Annotated in this window: 11 protein-coding genes; 4 read left to right on the top strand and 7 right to left on the bottom strand. The window is 64.9% G+C overall.

Features of this window, described 5'->3' with window-relative positions:
• The coding region (locus ASG69_RS22835) for an MmyB family transcriptional regulator (protein ID WP_442971091.1) at positions 1–487 on the top strand (487 nt) is incomplete at its 5' end.
• An 11-nt stretch (positions 488–498) separates the two neighbouring features.
• Here the strand turns inward: ASG69_RS22835 and ASG69_RS03685 are convergent.
• Together ASG69_RS03685 and ASG69_RS03680 are read right to left on the bottom strand one after the other, a co-directional pair.
• Entirely contained in the window at positions 499–717 is a 219-nt protein-coding gene (locus ASG69_RS03685) for a hypothetical protein (protein ID WP_056449103.1), read from the bottom strand.
• A 157-nt stretch (positions 718–874) separates the two neighbouring features.
• Positions 875–5,356: an EAL domain-containing protein gene (locus ASG69_RS03680; protein WP_056449467.1), complete on the bottom strand. Its 4,482-nt coding sequence runs from the start codon at positions 5,354–5,356 to the stop codon at positions 875–877.
• Between the two features lie 310 nt (positions 5,357–5,666).
• Between ASG69_RS03680 and ASG69_RS22420 the strand changes: the two genes are divergently transcribed.
• The 3 genes from ASG69_RS22420 (at position 5,667) to ASG69_RS22720 (ending at position 11,081) form a co-directional block, all read left to right on the top strand.
• Positions 5,667–5,816, top strand: a complete 150-nt coding sequence (locus tag ASG69_RS22420; protein WP_156380425.1) for a hypothetical protein — start codon at positions 5,667–5,669, stop codon at positions 5,814–5,816.
• A gap of 885 nt (positions 5,817–6,701) precedes the next feature.
• Positions 6,702–10,256, top strand: a complete 3,555-nt coding sequence (locus ASG69_RS03675) for a DEAD/DEAH box helicase (RefSeq protein ID WP_082544712.1) — start codon at positions 6,702–6,704, stop codon at positions 10,254–10,256.
• A 360-nt stretch (positions 10,257–10,616) separates the two neighbouring features.
• Positions 10,617–11,081: a substrate-binding domain-containing protein gene (locus tag ASG69_RS22720; RefSeq protein ID WP_082544711.1), complete on the top strand. Its 465-nt coding sequence runs from the start codon at positions 10,617–10,619 to the stop codon at positions 11,079–11,081.
• Positions 11,082–11,101: 20 nt separating this feature from the next.
• On the opposite strand, the gene ASG69_RS03665 is transcribed toward ASG69_RS22720, so the two are convergent.
• The 5 genes from ASG69_RS03665 to ASG69_RS03645 are packed head-to-tail and all read right to left on the bottom strand — an operon-like array spanning position 11,102 to position 16,388.
• The gene (locus ASG69_RS03665) at positions 11,102–12,040 is read right to left on the bottom strand and encodes a DMT family transporter (protein ID WP_056449093.1); all 939 of its coding nucleotides are present in this window, start codon (positions 12,038–12,040) and stop codon (positions 11,102–11,104) included.
• A complete protein-coding gene (locus tag ASG69_RS03660) occupies positions 12,033–13,043 on the bottom strand; it encodes an N-acetylglucosamine kinase (protein ID WP_235578840.1) in 1,011 nt (336 codons plus the stop codon). Before ASG69_RS03660 ends, ASG69_RS03665 begins: the two co-directional genes overlap by 8 nt.
• Positions 13,040–14,185 (bottom strand): SIS domain-containing protein, encoded by a 1,146-nt coding sequence (locus tag ASG69_RS03655; protein ID WP_056449089.1) that lies wholly within the window; start codon positions 14,183–14,185, stop codon positions 13,040–13,042. Before ASG69_RS03655 ends, ASG69_RS03660 begins: the two co-directional genes overlap by 4 nt.
• Positions 14,182–15,510 (bottom strand): D-tagatose-bisphosphate aldolase, class II, non-catalytic subunit, encoded by a 1,329-nt coding sequence (locus ASG69_RS03650; protein WP_056449084.1) that lies wholly within the window; start codon positions 15,508–15,510, stop codon positions 14,182–14,184. Before ASG69_RS03650 ends, ASG69_RS03655 begins: the two co-directional genes overlap by 4 nt.
• Positions 15,507–16,388 carry a class II fructose-bisphosphate aldolase gene (locus ASG69_RS03645; RefSeq protein WP_056449461.1) on the bottom strand — a complete coding sequence of 294 codons (882 nt, stop codon included), beginning with the start codon at positions 16,386–16,388 and terminating at the stop codon, positions 15,507–15,509. Before ASG69_RS03645 ends, ASG69_RS03650 begins: the two co-directional genes overlap by 4 nt.
• Positions 16,389–16,407 lie beyond the last annotated feature (19 nt).

Below are 16,407 nucleotides of genomic sequence, written 5' to 3'. Positions count from 1 at the left end.
TCCTGCGCTCGTCCTCGGGCGCCGCTCGGAGATCCTGGCGTGCAACACGCTGGCGCGGGCAGTTTTGGGGGCAGAGATAGACGCGGGCGCCGTGTTGGTGCGCTGGCTCTTCTTGGATCAGCGTGCGAGGGAACGAATCGTCAACTGGTCCGATTACGCGTCGGCCGCGGTGGGTGCGATGCGTTACGAGGTCGGACGCCACGTCGCGGACGCCCGATTGACGGTTCTCATCGACGAATTACGTCTGGCAAGTGAAGACTTCGCCGATTGGTGGAATGATCACGGCGTAGCGGATCGCACGTCCGTCGACAAGATGATCGCTCACCCCGTGGTAGGCCGACTCGTATTCGGCATCGAATCTCTTGTGTCGCCCCACGATCCGGAGCAACGCTTGATCGTCTACACCGTCGAGCCTGAGTCGTCCACTGCTCGGGCACTTCCGATGTTGGCGTCGTGGGGCCCGGCATCCGCCGAGTCGATGGGCTGACGCGGGGACGATCACACGATCGGCCGGTCCCGCGCGGGTGGTATCGGCAGTACCTTCGACTGTGCCCAGATCGTCTCGTCGTTCACCGCCGCAACCTCCACGGGTCCCGACACGTTCGTCACGCGGGTGCCGAATACGTCTCGTCCGAAAGCCGAGCCGTACTCCTGCGCATCACTCTTCGCCCATTGGCTCGACTCGGTGACGTGCAAATAGAGGATGTCGCCGACCACCGTAACGCCGCGGTGGATGCGGCAGCACGCGGTCGGGCGCCCAGCACCCACCTGAGTAGCACTCGACGACCTCTGAGTCCCCGGTGTCACACGGCCGGCTGACGCATCGCGGGTGCTACATGCGGCTGGACCGAAAGCGACTGCTGTACGCGATCTTTCATCCGCCGTCACGGATCGTCTCGATCAGGTCCAGCAAGGGCATGGGGTGACCGTGGTAGTACCCCTGCGCCAGCTCGGCACCGGTCGCGGCGGCGACGGCGGACAGCCTCGCATCACCAACGCCCTCGATGACCGCGGTGGCCTCGAGTGCATGGGCGAGCCGCACGGCTGCGTCGAGGATCCGCTCGCCGCGAACGTCTTCGGCGGCACGTTCGGTGAGGGTGCGGTCGATCTTGATGATTCCTGGTCTCAGTCGCCCGAGCAGCTCCAGGTTCGAGTACCCGGTACCGAAGTCGTCGATGCTGATCGTCGCTCCGAGTCTCTGCAGCAACGTCAGCGCACCGAAAGCGCGATCACCGGGTATCAGGGTCACGTGCTCGGTGACCTCGATGACGATCCTGTCGAAGCCGGCGTCCGGGTGCCAGGACAGCAGCCTGTCCATCAGCTCGCGTTCTCGGAGCTCGGTGACGGAGAGATTGAACGCGACTCGCGGGTGGTCGACACCGAATTGCCGGTACAGGGCCGCGACGTCGTCGATGAGACAGTCGAGCGCGAGGTGCCCGAGGGCGCGCAGTTGACCGGTCTCGGTCGCAAGGGTGATGAACTCGCTCGCGGTGACCAGTTCACCGTCTCGCCGCCACCGCATGAGGGCCTCGACCATCACTGTCGCACCCGTGGAGATGGACCGGATGGGTTGATAGTGCAGTTCGAATTCGTGCGCTCTGACCGCGGATGCGAGCTGGTGGCGGATGGTCGCTCTGACATCAGCGTCGTGGTCCATCTCGGCCGTGAAGTAGACCGCCCGATCTCGACCGTTCTGTTTCGCCGAGTACATCGCGACGTCGGCGTTGTGGAGCAGGTCGTCGACGGTGGTCCCGTCGACCGGCTGCACGGCGACTCCGATCGAGGCGGAGACGAATGCGGTGACGTCGTCGATGACGACAGGTTCACGAACGGCAGCGAGCACTCGATGGACGAGGCCGTCCAGCGTGTCGAGGTCGTCGGCCCCGGTCACGAGCATCGCGAACTCGTCGCCACCGAATCTGCCGACGAGCTGATCGGTGCGCGCGGCGCGCTGGAGTCTGGTCGCGATGACACCGAGAACGAGGTCACCGTTCCGGTGGCCGAGTCGGTCGTTGACCTCCTTGAATCCGTCGAGGTCGATCCACAGCACAGCGGACGCGGCACCCTCCGCCGTGACCATCTCCATGGCCTGAGCCCGGAAGAACGCTCGGTTGAGCAGCCCGGTCTGGTGGTCGAACTGCTCGCGTGCGGCCAACTCTGCACTCAGATGGCGCAGCCGGGAACTGTCGTGAACGACCACCACGGTGCGGCCGTTGCCGGCCCTCCGGAGGATCTCGATCGTCGCCGGTGTGCTGTGCCCGTCCGCGTGCAGCACCCGGCGGCTCTGTGTGTCATCGTCGTCGAGGGCACGGTCGTCCGGCGGCAGGACGCTGAGTACCGTGCGGCCGGTCAGCGCGTCTGCTGAATGTCCGGTCATCGCCTCGATCGCGGGGCTGCTCCGCTCGATTCGCCCATCGCTGTCGACGAGGAGTAGTCCGAGCGAGCCCGAGTCGAACATGGCGGACACGAGTTCGGTGCGGCGCTCGAGTTGTTCGGTGAGTTCGTGCTGTTCGGTGACGTCGAGTGCGGTCCCCACGCGCAGCGGAGGCGATCCGTCCGGTGGTTGTATTCGAGCGGCCGATTCGTCGATCCATCGGACGGTGCCGTCCGGGCGAACGATGCGGTAGCGAAGCTGCCAGTCAGGGGACGCGGACGCGGACACGGCGGCCACGCGGTCGCGATCGGCGGGGTGCACGGCGATCAGCAACAGCGACGGGTCGGCGAGGACCCTGGCCCGATCGAGCCCGTACATCTCCTCGACCCGGCGGGTGAGCAACGTCAACGCCCCGGACGAGTCCCGTTGCCACACCGTCTCGCGGACCGAGTCGGTAATGACTTCGAGGTTGGCCAGCGCGCGTTCGCGGGCGCGGCGCTCGGCGGTGATGTCGGTGACGTCGATGACCACGACGATCACGCCGAGAATCTCCTCGTGGTCCCCACGGTACGGCTGGGTCTGGACCAGTAGATCCCGTCCGTCGCCGCCCGACTCGAGAATCCTCGAGTCCCCCGCCAGAGTCTGCAGGAGCAGGTCGGTCAGACCGGGCATCGCGATGGTGGTCGGTATTGCGGACAGCTCGCGCCCCACGTCCGAGGGGATCAGGGAGAACAAGCGCACCGCCAGGGCGGTGTACCGGGTGACGCGGAGATCCCGGTCGAGCAGCACGAGCCCGTTCGTCAGAGAGCTCTGAATATTCTCCAGGTCGGTGTTCGCGCGGGTCAGTTCCGCGCCGCGGACAGCGAGTTCCTGATTGAGGGTGACGAGTTCCTCGTTGGTCGCCTCGAGTTCCTCGTTCGAGGCCTGAACCTCCTCCGACGATGCCTGCAGTTCCTCGGAGGAGGCTTGCAACTCCTCGTTGAGGGCCTGCAGTTCCTCGTTGGATGCGCTGAGGTCCTCTACAGTCGCCTGCAGCGCGTCGTACACGGTGTCGAGTTCGACGCGCACCTCCACCGGTGGCGCGTCGACGTCGGCGTCGGGTGTGGTCTCGGGCCGCGAATCGGAATCGGCCTCGGTCTGGAAGGCGATGATCGCGCCCGCACCAGACCTCCCTTCAGCGGTGTCGATGCGAGTGACCGAGATCCGAACGGACTCCCGGTCGCTGCGTATCGACCGAGTCACCGTGCGAGGCGCACTGAAACGGAGCTGACTGAGCATCGCGCGCACCGCCGCGCGGTAGTCGTCCTTCACCAGATCGACGACGTGCCCGCTGTGGACCCCCTCGCTCACGGCGACCCACGGTGTGACGTCGCCGATGACCTCCACGAGTACCGCTCGGTCGTCGACGATCAGCGCCGACGGCGCCACCGCCTTGACGATGTCGCTGTAGAAGTGGTCGCCGACGGCTGTCGAGCGCGGTGAGACGTCTCCACGATCGACGACCTTCGCCCCGCGGGCCGGGTGCCCGATGCCGCTCAGCGGCAGGCCGAGGGCACGTGGACTCTGCCGTCGCCGATACAATCTGCGCTCGGCGTCGACGGAGACGAAGGCGTCGTCGGTGCGCGGTACGCGTTCACTCTGCCCGAGCAGCAGCAGTCCCCCGGGATTGAGAGCGAACTGACACAGCTGCAGAGCCCGCTCCTGCAACCGGGGTTGAAAGTAGATCAACGTGTTGCGTAACGAAATCATGTTCAGATCGGGAAACGGGGGATCGAAAGCCACGTTGTGTCGAGCGAAGACGATGCACTCCCGTAAGACTGGGGAGATCTCGAACTCCCCCTCGAGATCACGGGTCCATCGCACTCGTGCATACTCCGGCAGCGCATTCCGCTCGCCGATCGGGTATCGCCCGACCCGAGCGATCGTCAGTGCGCGCTCGTCCAGATCGGTGGCGAAGATCTTCAACCGTTGCGACAGTTCGACATCCGGTACGGCCAGGGCTTCCGCGACGAGTACGGCGAGGGTGTACGCCTCTTGTCCGGTGGCGCATCCAGGCACCCACATCCGGACCTGACCACCCTCCGACGCGGAGACGACCGCGTCCAGATGCTCGCGCAGCCCGTCCCACACGCCCTGGTCTCGGAAGAATGCGGTGACCGTGACCAGCAGGGCGCGGGCCAGCGCCGAGGCCTCGGTCGGCGACTGCCGGAGATGCTGTAGGTAGAGCGCGGTCTCGGCGATGGCCGACAGACGCTGGCGGCGGATGATCTGCCGCTGCAGCGTCGAGGTCTTGTAACCCGAGAAATCGAGCCCACTCTGCTCGTACAACGCGGCCACGACGTCGTCGACCACGCCCGTGCCGACGACCTCGGACGGCGGCGAGTCGGGCGGAGTGCCGCGGAGAAAACGTTCGAGCGCGCCGGGGATATCGGCAGCTGCTTCCTCGATGTCCACCGACCCGGTGGCGAACGACGCCGACGGCATCGAGTCGAACGCGGCCGTCGCCCGCTCCTGCACCGCCACGACGCCACCCGCCGACTCGACGGCCTCGACCCCCGACGCTCCGTCGCTCCCCGTGCCGGACAACACGACCGCCACCGATCGATCCCCGAACGCCTGCGCCGCGGACACGAACAGGCGGTCGATGCTCGGCCAGGGACGCGTGTTCAGATCGGGGACGTCGATCGATATGCTTCGTTCGCGGACCGCGATGTCATGACCCGGTGGGGCGACGAACACGGTGTCCGGGCGCAGGTCGTCACCGTCGGCCGCCTCGACCACGTGCAGTGCACTCGCGCGGTCCAGAAGGTGGGCGAGCTCGCTCGTCCCTGTCGGTGCCGTGTGTTGCGCGATAACGACACACCACCCCAGGCCCACCTCTACCGCGCCGAGCATCGCAGTGAGCGCGTCCAGTCCGCCTGCCGAGCCGCCGACCACGATCACGTACGACGGTTTCGCCTCGTCGTGCGAATTCCAGGGCACAGAAATCTCCTCCCCGGACTTGCGAACCTGCCGCGCGGTTTTCGCGCCTCGATCCGACACAGTGTCACACGTCGGCGCGCGGTATCGACGATCAGTCGGAAGACGACAGCGACGCAGGCCGGATGCGCCACGGGATTCACCACACGGACATGAGCAGCTCACTCCGGCGACGACGTGCGCGCTGCGGCGCCGTTTCGACCCGCACCCGCCCGCCGTGGCGGCATCCCGGGCGAGTACTCGGGAGTACTGCACGACCGATCGACCGTCGCCCTCTCGATAGAGGTGCGGCGGTCACATGAATTGTGCAGAGATGTCCTCGGAGTTGCTCGCGGACCAGTACGAGCGACTGCAGCGAGACAGGCGATCAGCGGTGGCGCGCAATGCCCCGTCGGACGAGGTCATCTCGGTGTCGAACGCGTGTACGCGGGTGCGCCGGGAGCTGGACCGGCGCCACAGTTGATCCTGTGACCCCACGAGCTCGGTGCATCAGTCGATGTGACGAGCAGTTTGTGCGCCGGCGGCGCCGCGCCGTGCGCTCGACCGCGTTCACGAGGGCCGTGTCGGGTCGGTCGAGGCGTGGCGTGGCCCAGGTCGGCAGATGCTCGGTGCAGTAGCCACTTATCGCCAGTGGCATCAGTACGCCCGCCTCCGCTGCTGTGAAGCCGAAGTCGGTGATGACGGCGGTGGCATCCGCCACAGCAGAGCCGGCGTCGAGGAATCGAAGCATTCCTACTGGTCAGGGGCATTCGAGAGCCTCCTGTCAGGATTGAACTGACGACCTTTCGCTTACAAGGCTTCGACGACCCGATCAGGTGGATTCACCTGGACTCACGAAAACCGTGCTGAACTGCTCCTTTGTCCACTGGCGTCCACTGGCGTCCACCTCCGTCCGTCCCGACTTGTGACACTCTCGTGACACCGAGAATCTCCTACGTCGAACTCAACTAGTCCGTATTGCCCTGGTGGACATGATATCTCGTCGATCGACAGAGCAGCAGACGCGGGTCCAGCCGCATGACAGTTGCGGCCACGCCTCAATGAGTCGCGACTCGGCTTCACGATCGCGTCACTCGTCAAACGCGGCTGAACGAAGGCGCACACCGACCGAGTGCAATGCGTCGGAACGACCTCACCTCCGAGGGCAACCCGCCAAGCTCGACCGGAGGCCTGCCGTAGCCAAGGAGGACGCTCGTCGCAAGTACTCGCCAGCTCACTCAACTAGTTAGATCCGCGCAACTCCTGGGTCGTGTGGCGCAGGATCTGCGCCCTAAGGGTATCGAGGAGTCATTCGAGTAGTCACGCGAGGTCGACAAACCAGTCGGTACGGCCAGCTAAAATTCTCGGAATGGGCACATTCGCTACCCTCTACGACAGCCTCTCCGTAAACAATCACATCCGAGGCAGGCAGTTCGAGCGCATCTGCAAGTGGTACCTCGAGAACGACCCGTACTACCGACACACGGTTCGGGAGGTTTGGCTGTGGGACGACTGGGAGCACAGGTGGGGCAGCGACGCCGGCATCGACCTCGTGGTCGAGGACAGTGTCGGGAAGGTCTGGGCGGTTCAGGTTAAGGCGTACAGCCCCGATCACGCCGTCACGAAGCGCGACGTCGACAAGTTCCTCTCCGAGTCGTCGAGGAAGTGGTTCGACTATCGCCTTCTCATCGCTACCACGGACCGGTTACACCACATCGCACGCAGGACCATCGACGCCCAGGAGAAGAAGGTCGGCGTGATCGGTCTTTCCGATCTGCAGACCGCCGACGTCGACTGGGCGGAGTCCCCGGACGTCCTTCGCCCGATTTCACCGCCGCAGCCGGCCTCACCCCGCGACCACCAGAGCAAAGCCGTAGCCGATGTCGTAGACGGTTTTCGGAACACCGACCGTGGTCAGCTCGTCATGGCGTGCGGCACGGGAAAAACGCTCACGTCTTTGTTCATCAAGCAGGAACTCGATGCCCAGCGAACGTTGGTTCTGTTGCCATCTTTGTCCCTCCTGAAACAGACGATCGCGGTATGGAGGGCGAACGCGACCGAACCGTTCGAGGCGCTTCCGGTCTGCTCCGATGACACCGTCACCCAGGACGATGCAGCCCTGGCATACAGCAGCGAACTGTGCCTTCCGGTTCAAAGCGACCCCGCCGAGATCGCAGCGTTTCTGCGTCGTAGCGGGCCGCGGGTGGTGTTCTCCACGTATCAGTCGTCACCGCAGATCGCGAAAGCATTCACCTTGGAGCAAGTCCCGCCTTTCGACCTCGCTGTCGCCGACGAAAGTCACCGCGTCGCGGGCGATGAATCGACAGTGTTCGCAACGATCCTTTGTTCGAACGCCGTCGCTGCCCGCCGGCGGCTGTTCATGACGGCCACTCCGCGCTACTACACCGGACGAGTGCTCGCTGCAGCACGCGGCTCCGAGATGGAAGTCGCGTCGATGGACGACACCGCGAAGTTCGGGGAGGTGTTCCACCGGCTCAGCTTTGGAGAGGCAATCCGGCGCGGACTTCTCACCGACTATCGAGTCGCCGTGGTGGGCGTCGACGATGCGACCTATCGCGAGTGGGCGACCACGGGCGTTCTGGTTCGACGCGAGAGTCAGACCACCGACGCCCGCACCCTCGCCAGCCAGATCGGGCTGGCCAAAGCCATGCGCAAATACGACCTCCGCCGGGTCATCAGCTTCCATTCGCGGGTGCTGCGAGCACAGAGATTCGCCGCCGAGATGCCCGACGTTCTCGACTGGATGCCTGCAGAAGAACGACCGTCCGGAACATTGTGGGCCGGGTGCGCCTCCGGTGATATGTCGTCCGGTGAACGCCACGTCAAGCTTCAGCGTCTCCGCCAACTCGACGACGACGAACGCGGCGTGCTGGCCAACGCCAGATGTCTCGCTGAGGGCGTCGACGTCCCCACCCTCGACGGTGTCGCCTTCATCGACCCACGAGGCTCGGAGGTCGACATCGTTCAGGCAGTCGGGCGGGCTATCAGGTTGGCCGAGAACAAAACCGTCGGCACCATTGTGATCCCGGTGTTCATCGATACTGCCGCAGATCCTGATACTGCGCTGGAGGACTCGTCGTTCAAAGCTGTCTGGCGCGTCGTCACTGCTTTACGCTCGCACGACGAGCAGATGGCGGGGCAGATCGACGAAATGCGCCGCGAACTCGGCCGGACGGGTGGCCGCGCGCGCATTCCAGACAAGATTCGCCTGGACGTGGCGCACTCGGTCGGAAAGGCGTTCGTCGACGCGTTCGATGTGCGGCTGATCGAAAAGACCAGCGCTACCTGGGAGTTCTGGTACGGGATGCTGGAACGGTACGCCGCAGAAAACTGCACCGCACGGGTGCCCGTCGATCACGTAGTCGACGGGTACGCACTCGGGCAATGGGCGAGCGTGCAACGGATCGCTTTCACGAACCAGACTCTCAGCGATGACAGGCGGTCTGCTCTGGAGCGACTGCACGGGTGGGCCTGGGACCTGCTGGCAGACAAGTGGGGTACGTGGACCCAACTGATGGAGCAGTTCGTGGCCGAGCATGGTCACGCCGACGTGCCTTATCCGTACGCGGTTGGCGACCTCGACCTACGGAGTTGGGTAGCGACACAGCGGGGGTTGTACAAGCAAGGCCGGTTGTCCGAGGACAGGAAGCAAGAGCTCGAAACGTTGTCCGGTTGGGTGTGGGACACCCGCGAGGACACCTGGGCGCGGAACTACCAAGCACTGAAAGCGTTCAGCGAGCGAGAGGGACGCGCTCAACCGACGCCGCGACTGGTCGAGGACGGCGTGAAGCTGGGCCAGTGGGTGGCTGTGCAGCGCGGCAACCGCGCCGAGATGGTTCCTGAGCGGATTGCACTTCTGGAAGCCTTGCCGGGATGGTCCTGGACACCTCAGTCCGAGAAATGGAACCGCGGCTACGACCACCTATTGACGTTCGTCGAACGCGAAGGCCACGCCCGTGTCCCCGCTACGCATGTCGAGGACAACTATCGGCTCGGAACGTGGGTCATCGTCCAGCGAAAGAACCAAAACGAACTTAAGGACAGCGACCGAGAACGTCTGCAATCGCTGCCCGGTTGGGTGTGGGATGCACGAGCTGCGATGTGGCAGCAGAAGTTCGAACTGCTCGAGCAATATCAGAAGAGAGAAGGCCATGCCCTCGTGCCGCAGGGTTTCACGGAAGACGGCGTAAAACTTGGTGGTTGGGTGTTGGAACAACGAAACAATCGCGCCAACATCGCTCAGGAACGTCGTGAGCTCCTCGAGGCGGTTCCGGGATGGTCGTGGGACCCGTACACGGACTCGTGGGAGCGGGGGCATTCGGCGCTGGTCACGTTCGCAAAGAGTCATGGGCACACAAGGGTCCGCCGCGGTGACGTCGTCGACGACGTCAAGCTGGGCGTCTGGGTCGGAGAACAGCGTGGTAACCGGGCCACGATGACCGAGAGTCGGCGGCAGCGACTCGAGGCCGTACCCGGATGGAGTTGGAACACCCTTGCCGATTCGTGGGCACAGCACCTCGAGCTGCTGCGGTCATTCGCGAGAGCGGAGGGTCACACCACCGTTCCGGTCGACTTCGTCGCGGAAGGACTCAAACTCGGCCAATGGGTCAGACTCCGCCGACGCGAGCAGGCAAAGCTCAGCGCGGAACGACAAGCGGAACTTGAAGCGGTTCCGGGGTGGTTCTGGGGCACCAAGAGCGACTACGCCTGGAACCAAAACTTCGAAATACTGAAGCAGTATGTCGCTCGCGAAGGTGACACCAAGCCCCCGGACGGGCATGTCGAACACGGCGTCAAACTCGGCGGGTGGGTCCGGGAGCAATGGCGCGGAAGACAGAAGATAAAAACCGAACGAGCAGCAAAACTGGAGTCCTTGCCGGGCTGGCGTTGGGGAAGCCGTTGACGTCAACGTGGTCGCCCAATTTGTATAAGCGCGCCGGCCAAGTCGCAGATGTACGACGAAACCCGGCGTAATATACCCCGTAAATACCCGCACGGTGTCGCTAGAAAAGAACCGCAGCGGCGGGTCGCGACCATTTCGACGAGGGTCGCCACGCCGACCGTGAACTCGCCACGCCGATGCCCACGATGAGTCGGCTCGCGAGCACCATCTCGTAGCTGACAATCGCGGCACTGATCAGTCCGCCGAGGGTAAGAGAAGCGGTATCGTCGCTCGAGAGGGATTCGCCTGAAACTCGCACCGTCACGGCACTGCTTGGGGCTCGGCGTTGGCTTCATGTAAGTGTGCGAATGATGACATCGGCTGCGAGAAGTTCGTCCACGTCGCCGACCGGTCATCGGAAGACGACGACTTCGTTCGCGCGCGCCGACACGCTTTCGACTCACTGACCCGGGGATCGGACCACGCGACAACGTCGTATCTCACCGACGATGCGGAGGCCGACCTCGCATCGTCGAGTCGTGGACCGATTCCGGCCGGACTGTGGGTGTGTGCGCCTTTTCGGACGTGCTAGCGAGTCGGGTGCTTTACACGACTCGCAACGCGAACGTCTCCGTTCCGGACCAGCTTGCGGTGATCGGGGTCGACGACGCACCGTTCTCCCCGTATCTGGTCCCTCCACTGTCCACCGTCGGATACGACCTGACCCGCGAGGCCCGCCGTATCGCTACCGACGTACTCCACTCATTGGGGCGCGAGGTGGAGGGACAGTCCGAGGGCGACCGCGAGACGGTCTCACTGATACGCCGAGCGAGCACGACACTGTGACCGACCGGGCGAACACGCGGTCAGGACGCGGCGTGCGCACTCAGCACTGCAGGGGTGGGAGCCATGCCGCGCTTCTCGTCGCTGTAGACCATCAACGTCGACCCGATCAGCGCCAGGGCGATACCCAGTGCGCCGTACAGCGTGGGCACGGTCTGGTAGACCACGAGCGACACCACGATGGTCAGAGCGGGCGCCAGCGCATTGGTGGTGGGCGCGACCACGGTGGCCTTGCCGCGAGTGAACGCCATCACGAGGAACAACGCGCCGACAGCATTCAAGATCTGGGTCCCTGCGGTCAACACTGGTGCCTGCCAGGGGAACTCGGTCGGTATACCGCCCATGGAGTAGACGGCGAAGGGAATGAGAACGAGGGCACTGATCGCCATCCACCCGAAGGTGGTGGCCGCGTCGACCCCGATCGTCGCGGTCTTGCGCATGAAGTAGGCCTGCACTCCCCACGCCACACAGATCAGGACTGCCAGCAGCAACCACGGCCCGGTCGAATCGTCCGCAGCCGCACCGGTGACGCTGAACAGGACGATCGCGGCGAGAGCAGCGATCAGACCGACCACGGCGAGACGTGAGATCCGCTCTCGCAGAAGCACCATGGCCATGATGACCGTGATCGCAGGCGAGATCGACACGATCGGGAAGATCAGGTAGGCCGGCCCCATGGTGAGGGCTTGGAAGAGAAGCAGCTGGCCACCGGCGCCGGTGAGCCCGATGAGCAGACCGTAACCGGTCGCTGCGCGTCGCCGGTCGAATGTCGCTCCACGCAGCGCGAATACAGCGGGAATGATCATGGTGAGTGCCCAGATGCAGTAGATCATGCGATCGGGATAGCCGTACCTGGTGGCGGGTAGCGCCGAGAACGCCCCCCATACGCCCCAGAAGAGAATCAGCAGAGCTGCATAGAAGATCCAGCTGCGGGTGCGGGGGGCTACGAGTGTGTCACTCATGGGTCTCTACCTCATCTGTCGATGTGTGGGTACTGCGGAGGCGCTGAAGCGCCGCGGTGCTGAACGGGGTGCCGGCGTCCTTGGCGGCATAGACGGCTGCCCCGAGTGCGGGGTCCAGCAGGGGAACTCGAAGGTCGTACTCGGCCGGCAGTTCTCCCAATGCCGCGCGAAAAGACGTCAGGTAACCGTCGTCGGTGAACATTCCACCCGAATAGGACACGGGAACGACCTCGTCGTCGCTGAAGCCGAGGAGAGAGCGGGTGGTCTCGATCAAGGTCGCGAGCTCGCGGACCGCACTGGACACGACACCCAGCGCTTCCGAATCACCCTGCCGCGCAGCTTCACACACAGTTGTCGCCAGTGCGGCAATTCGACTGCGGTCGCCACCCCACGTACCGATGACGAGGCCCACCGCGTCGAGATCCGACGAGAGACCCAGCCTCTCCACGAGCAGACCGTGCAGCGGACCGCGTGGGGTGCGACCGTCACTCATTCTGCTGAAGACGTTCAGACCGCGGGTGGCGATCCAGTACGCCGATCCCTCGTCGCCGAACAGTTCACCCCAGCCGCCGACACGGTGCCCGGCCCCGAGGCGTTCGCCGTAGGTCATGGACCCGGTGCCGCTGATGACGTTGATGCCGTCGTCGCCTGCCAGCGAACCCGCCCACCCGCAGACCATGTCGTTGTCGCATCGGTAGCGGTCATGTCCCAGAATGCGTGCCGGCATCGCGTCGAGTTCGGCGACGTCCCCGCTCGCCTCCCCGTAGCCGGGGAGCCCGAAGAAGGCCGCGTCGATCTGCTCCGGTGCGATCCCGGCCGCGACGCAGACCTGCAAGACACCCTCTGCCAGCACGCGTTCCATCACATCGGAACTGGAATTGAAATAGTAGGAACTCGCCGTTGTGATGCGCGCGGACACCACGCCGTGAGAGTCGACCACCGCGAAGGCCGTCTTCGAACCGCCGCCGTCGACACCGAGAAAGTGAGCCGTAGTCGACATCATCGCCGCACCGTGTCGTACATCGGGTGGATGGTGACGCCCTCGACCACTCGGTTGACCTCACCGGAGGGGAACGGGTTGTCCGGCGTCTTACCCCTCTCGATGGAGGTGAAGAGCGCCAGGTACTGCGCATAGACGAGGTAGGCCAGGGCCACCGAGGAGTCGTTCAGATCCGCCAGACCGGGAAGCACGACGGCGTCGTCGAGAGGCTCGGCACTGATCACCGTGACACTGTCCGACCCGAGCTGGGCGCGGAGCTCGGCGATGATATCGAGATCGTATCGACGAGTGTGCGCATCGGTGGAGACGAAGACCAGGACGAGAGTCTCGGAGTCGAGCACGGCTTTCGGGCCGTGACGGAAGCCCAGTGGTGAGTCGAAGTACGTGGATACCTCGCCCGCGGTCAGTTCCAGCAACTTGAGCGCCGATTCTCGAGCGAGGCCCTCCAGTCCACCGGCACCGAGGTACACGAACGTGCTGTTCCTGGTTCGTGCACGATCGCGGATGTCCGACTGCATCTCGATGATGTGCTCGACGGCTCGAGAGAGAGCCTCGACGTCCTGACGCGACAAGCCACCCAGCAGCAACAGGCACGACAACATCATCGACGTGAGGCTCGACGTCATCGCGAACCCGGTGTCGTTGGTGCGCTCCGGCATCAGCAGAACCACGGAATCGTGTCGATCGGCGTGCGTCCGAGCCAGCTGTCCGTCGCGATCACAGGTCAGCACGAGATGCCACACCTCCCTGACGATCTCATCGGCCAGCTCGGTCGTCGCCACGCTCTCGGGACTGTTGCCCGACCGCGCGAACGACACCAGTAGCGTCGGAGTGTCGGGCTCCAGGTGATCGAGCGGGCTTGCGACGATGCTGGTCGTGGCAATCGCCTCGACGCGTCGACCGAGATGGCGTCGAAGAGCAGGAGCGACGACCTCGCCGGCGAAGGCGCTACTTCCGGCGCCGGTCAGGATGACGCGCAGATCCGAGCGCGCGGTCAGGTCACGGAGGAACCCGTCGGCTCGCGCATCCCAGCCTCCGGCGACTTCACGCCACACCTCGGGCTGCTGACCGATCTCGAGAATTGTTGCGCCGCCGTCCTCCTGAGCGGGTACAGCGATCACGGCGGGTCGGGTTCTGTCGGTCATGTCGGGGCTCCGTCGGAGTAGTGGACGGCACTGGTGCCGCAAGCTCGGGCATAAGGGCGCATGGCGTCGCGAACGCGGTCCGCGACGAGGGCATCAGGGCGGGGGTCCAGCAGGCCCGCACGGACCCGCGCGTACTGGTCCGGCATGAAGGCACTGATGAGCGGCAACGGAATTCCGATGCGATCGAGGTTGTCGAGCAACGTCTTTCGAGCTGCGTCGATCTCGGGATCGGGCCAGTAGTACCGCAGACGGTCGCTGTAGCTGTAGCGTCGCGCGGTGCGCTGGGCCGTCGGATCACCGTGATAGTAGGACTGCCAGTGACCGGGTTCGGCCAGCATCCGGCGTTCGACGACCTCGATGAGAGCGGACTGGGACGGAACCGCAACCAGTTCCTTCTCGATCCGGGCCAGAGCGAAGAGCGCCTCCCGCATCGCGAACGTCAGACCGGGGCCGACCTTCAGGATCGCCCAGTGATCCTCCACGAGTTCGCGGAGCCGATCGGGTCTCTGGTAATCGGTGGAGTGCGCCTCGAAGACCAGATGGTGCTCGTCGTCGAGAACGGCGCGTAAGTCGACAGTGGCGGTGCGGTCGTAGTCGAAGACGTTGACGTGGTCGAACTCGACGCCGGGCTGCACAACGAGCGCGATGACTCTGGGCCACACGGCATCCAGGCCCGCTGCCGCGAACGCAGCCCTGTGGGCGGCGATCGTGGCTCCGGCTCGGTCAGCGGGGGTCGGCGTCAGCGCGTCGAGAGTCTCGTGGGCACCCCCGGGTACCGGAACCTCGGTGCCGATCACGTAGGCGGGCCGGACACCGCCCGAACGCTCCGCCGCATCTTCCGCGATGCGCAACAGTCGAGCACTGCGAGCGGCCACGACGTCGTCGCTCAGGGTGGGTGGATCGTCGGCGCAGGACATGCTGCAGTCCAGATGGATCTTCGTGTACCCCGCCTCGACGTATGCCGCGATCAGCACGTCGGCTTCGGCCATCGCCACCTCGGCCGGTCGGTCCTGCCACCTGTTGGGCCCGAGGTGGTCGCCACCGAGAATGACGCGGCCGCGGGGGAACGCCTCCTCGTCGGCGATGCCGAGGACGAGTGACCGGAAATCGGCGGGTCGCATACCTGTGTAGCCGCCGTACTGGTCCACCTGGTTGGACGTGGCTTCGATCAGCACGTGGCTGCCGTCCTCCGCGGCCTGCTCGATCGCTGCTCGCACGATGGTGGGGTGCGCTGAGCACACCGAGTAGATGCCGACTGCTTCCCCGGCCTTGTGCCGGGCGATCAGGTCGGCCAGTGGGCTGTCTGCGAGAGTGCCGGTGGTCATCGGCCGCTCACCGCCCGAACGGAGTCGATCGAGCGGCAGAAATGAGCGACGGTCTCGCTGACCGCAGCTCGTCCGGCCGAGAGATATGTTCGTGGATCGTGTGCAGACGGTTCCGCTCGCATCGCACCTCGAACTGCCGCGGTGAACGACAGATTCAGTGCCGTTCCGACGTTGACCTTGCGAATGCCCGCGTCGACCGCCGATCGGATCATGTCGTCGGGGACGCCCGAAGATCCGTGCAACACGAGCGGCACGGATACCCGGCCGCAGAGTCGGGAGAGCAGGTCGATATCGAGTTGGGCAGTACGACTCGACATCGCGTGAGAACTGCCGACTGCCACGGCGAGAGCATCGACACCGGTTGCTGCGACGAACGCCGCGGCGTCGTCCGGGTCGGTCCGCGCGCCTGGTGCATGTGCATCGAGCACGATGCCGTCCTTTCCGCCGATTTCGCCGAGTTCGGCTTCGACCCACAGGCCGGCCGCATGTGCGTCACGTGTGAGCGATGTTGTGCGAGAAATGTTGTCGCCGTAGTCCAGATGCGCAGCGTCCACCATGATCGATGTGGCGCCCAGGCTCGAGGCAGTCGCGATCGCCTCCTCGAGCAGATCGATGCTGCGGAAGTGATCGAGGTGAATCGCGATGGCAGCCGTCGAGTGAGAGGCGATCTGCGCGCACGCGGCAACGAGCGGCGCGAAGCGACCGCCGTGGAACAACGCCGTGTTCTCACTGATCTGCAGCAAGGCCGACGATCCGGCGCTCTCGATGCCGTCGACCACGCCTTCCGCGTGCTCGAGGGATATCACGTTGAACGCCGGGACCGCCGTCCCGTGGGACGCCGCCGAGTCGACGAGTTCTCTCGTCGTCGTGAGCGTCACGACGACGTCTGTCGTGTCG

The sequence above is a fragment of the Rhodococcus sp. Leaf225 genome, from assembly GCF_001426145.1.
Taxonomy (GTDB): domain Bacteria; phylum Actinomycetota; class Actinomycetes; order Mycobacteriales; family Mycobacteriaceae; genus Rhodococcoides.
The sequence above is the reverse complement of the archived record's forward strand: the minus strand, read 5'-3'. Positions and strand labels throughout refer to the sequence as shown.

Coding starts and splice junctions, on each gene's coding strand:
- ASG69_RS03675 (WP_082544712.1), top strand. CDS start 6,702: ATGGGCACATTCGCTACCCTCTACGACAGCCTCTCCGTAAACAATCAC.
- ASG69_RS22420 (WP_156380425.1), top strand. CDS start 5,667: ATGTCCTCGGAGTTGCTCGCGGACCAGTACGAGCGACTGCAGCGAGAC.
- ASG69_RS03660 (WP_235578840.1), bottom strand. CDS start 13,043: ATGATGTCGACTACGGCTCACTTTCTCGGTGTCGACGGCGGCGGTTCG.
- ASG69_RS03650 (WP_056449084.1), bottom strand. CDS start 15,510: ATGACCACCGGCACTCTCGCAGACAGCCCACTGGCCGACCTGATCGCC.
- ASG69_RS03665 (WP_056449093.1), bottom strand. CDS start 12,040: ATGAGTGACACACTCGTAGCCCCCCGCACCCGCAGCTGGATCTTCTAT.
- ASG69_RS03655 (WP_056449089.1), bottom strand. CDS start 14,185: ATGACCGACAGAACCCGACCCGCCGTGATCGCTGTACCCGCTCAGGAG.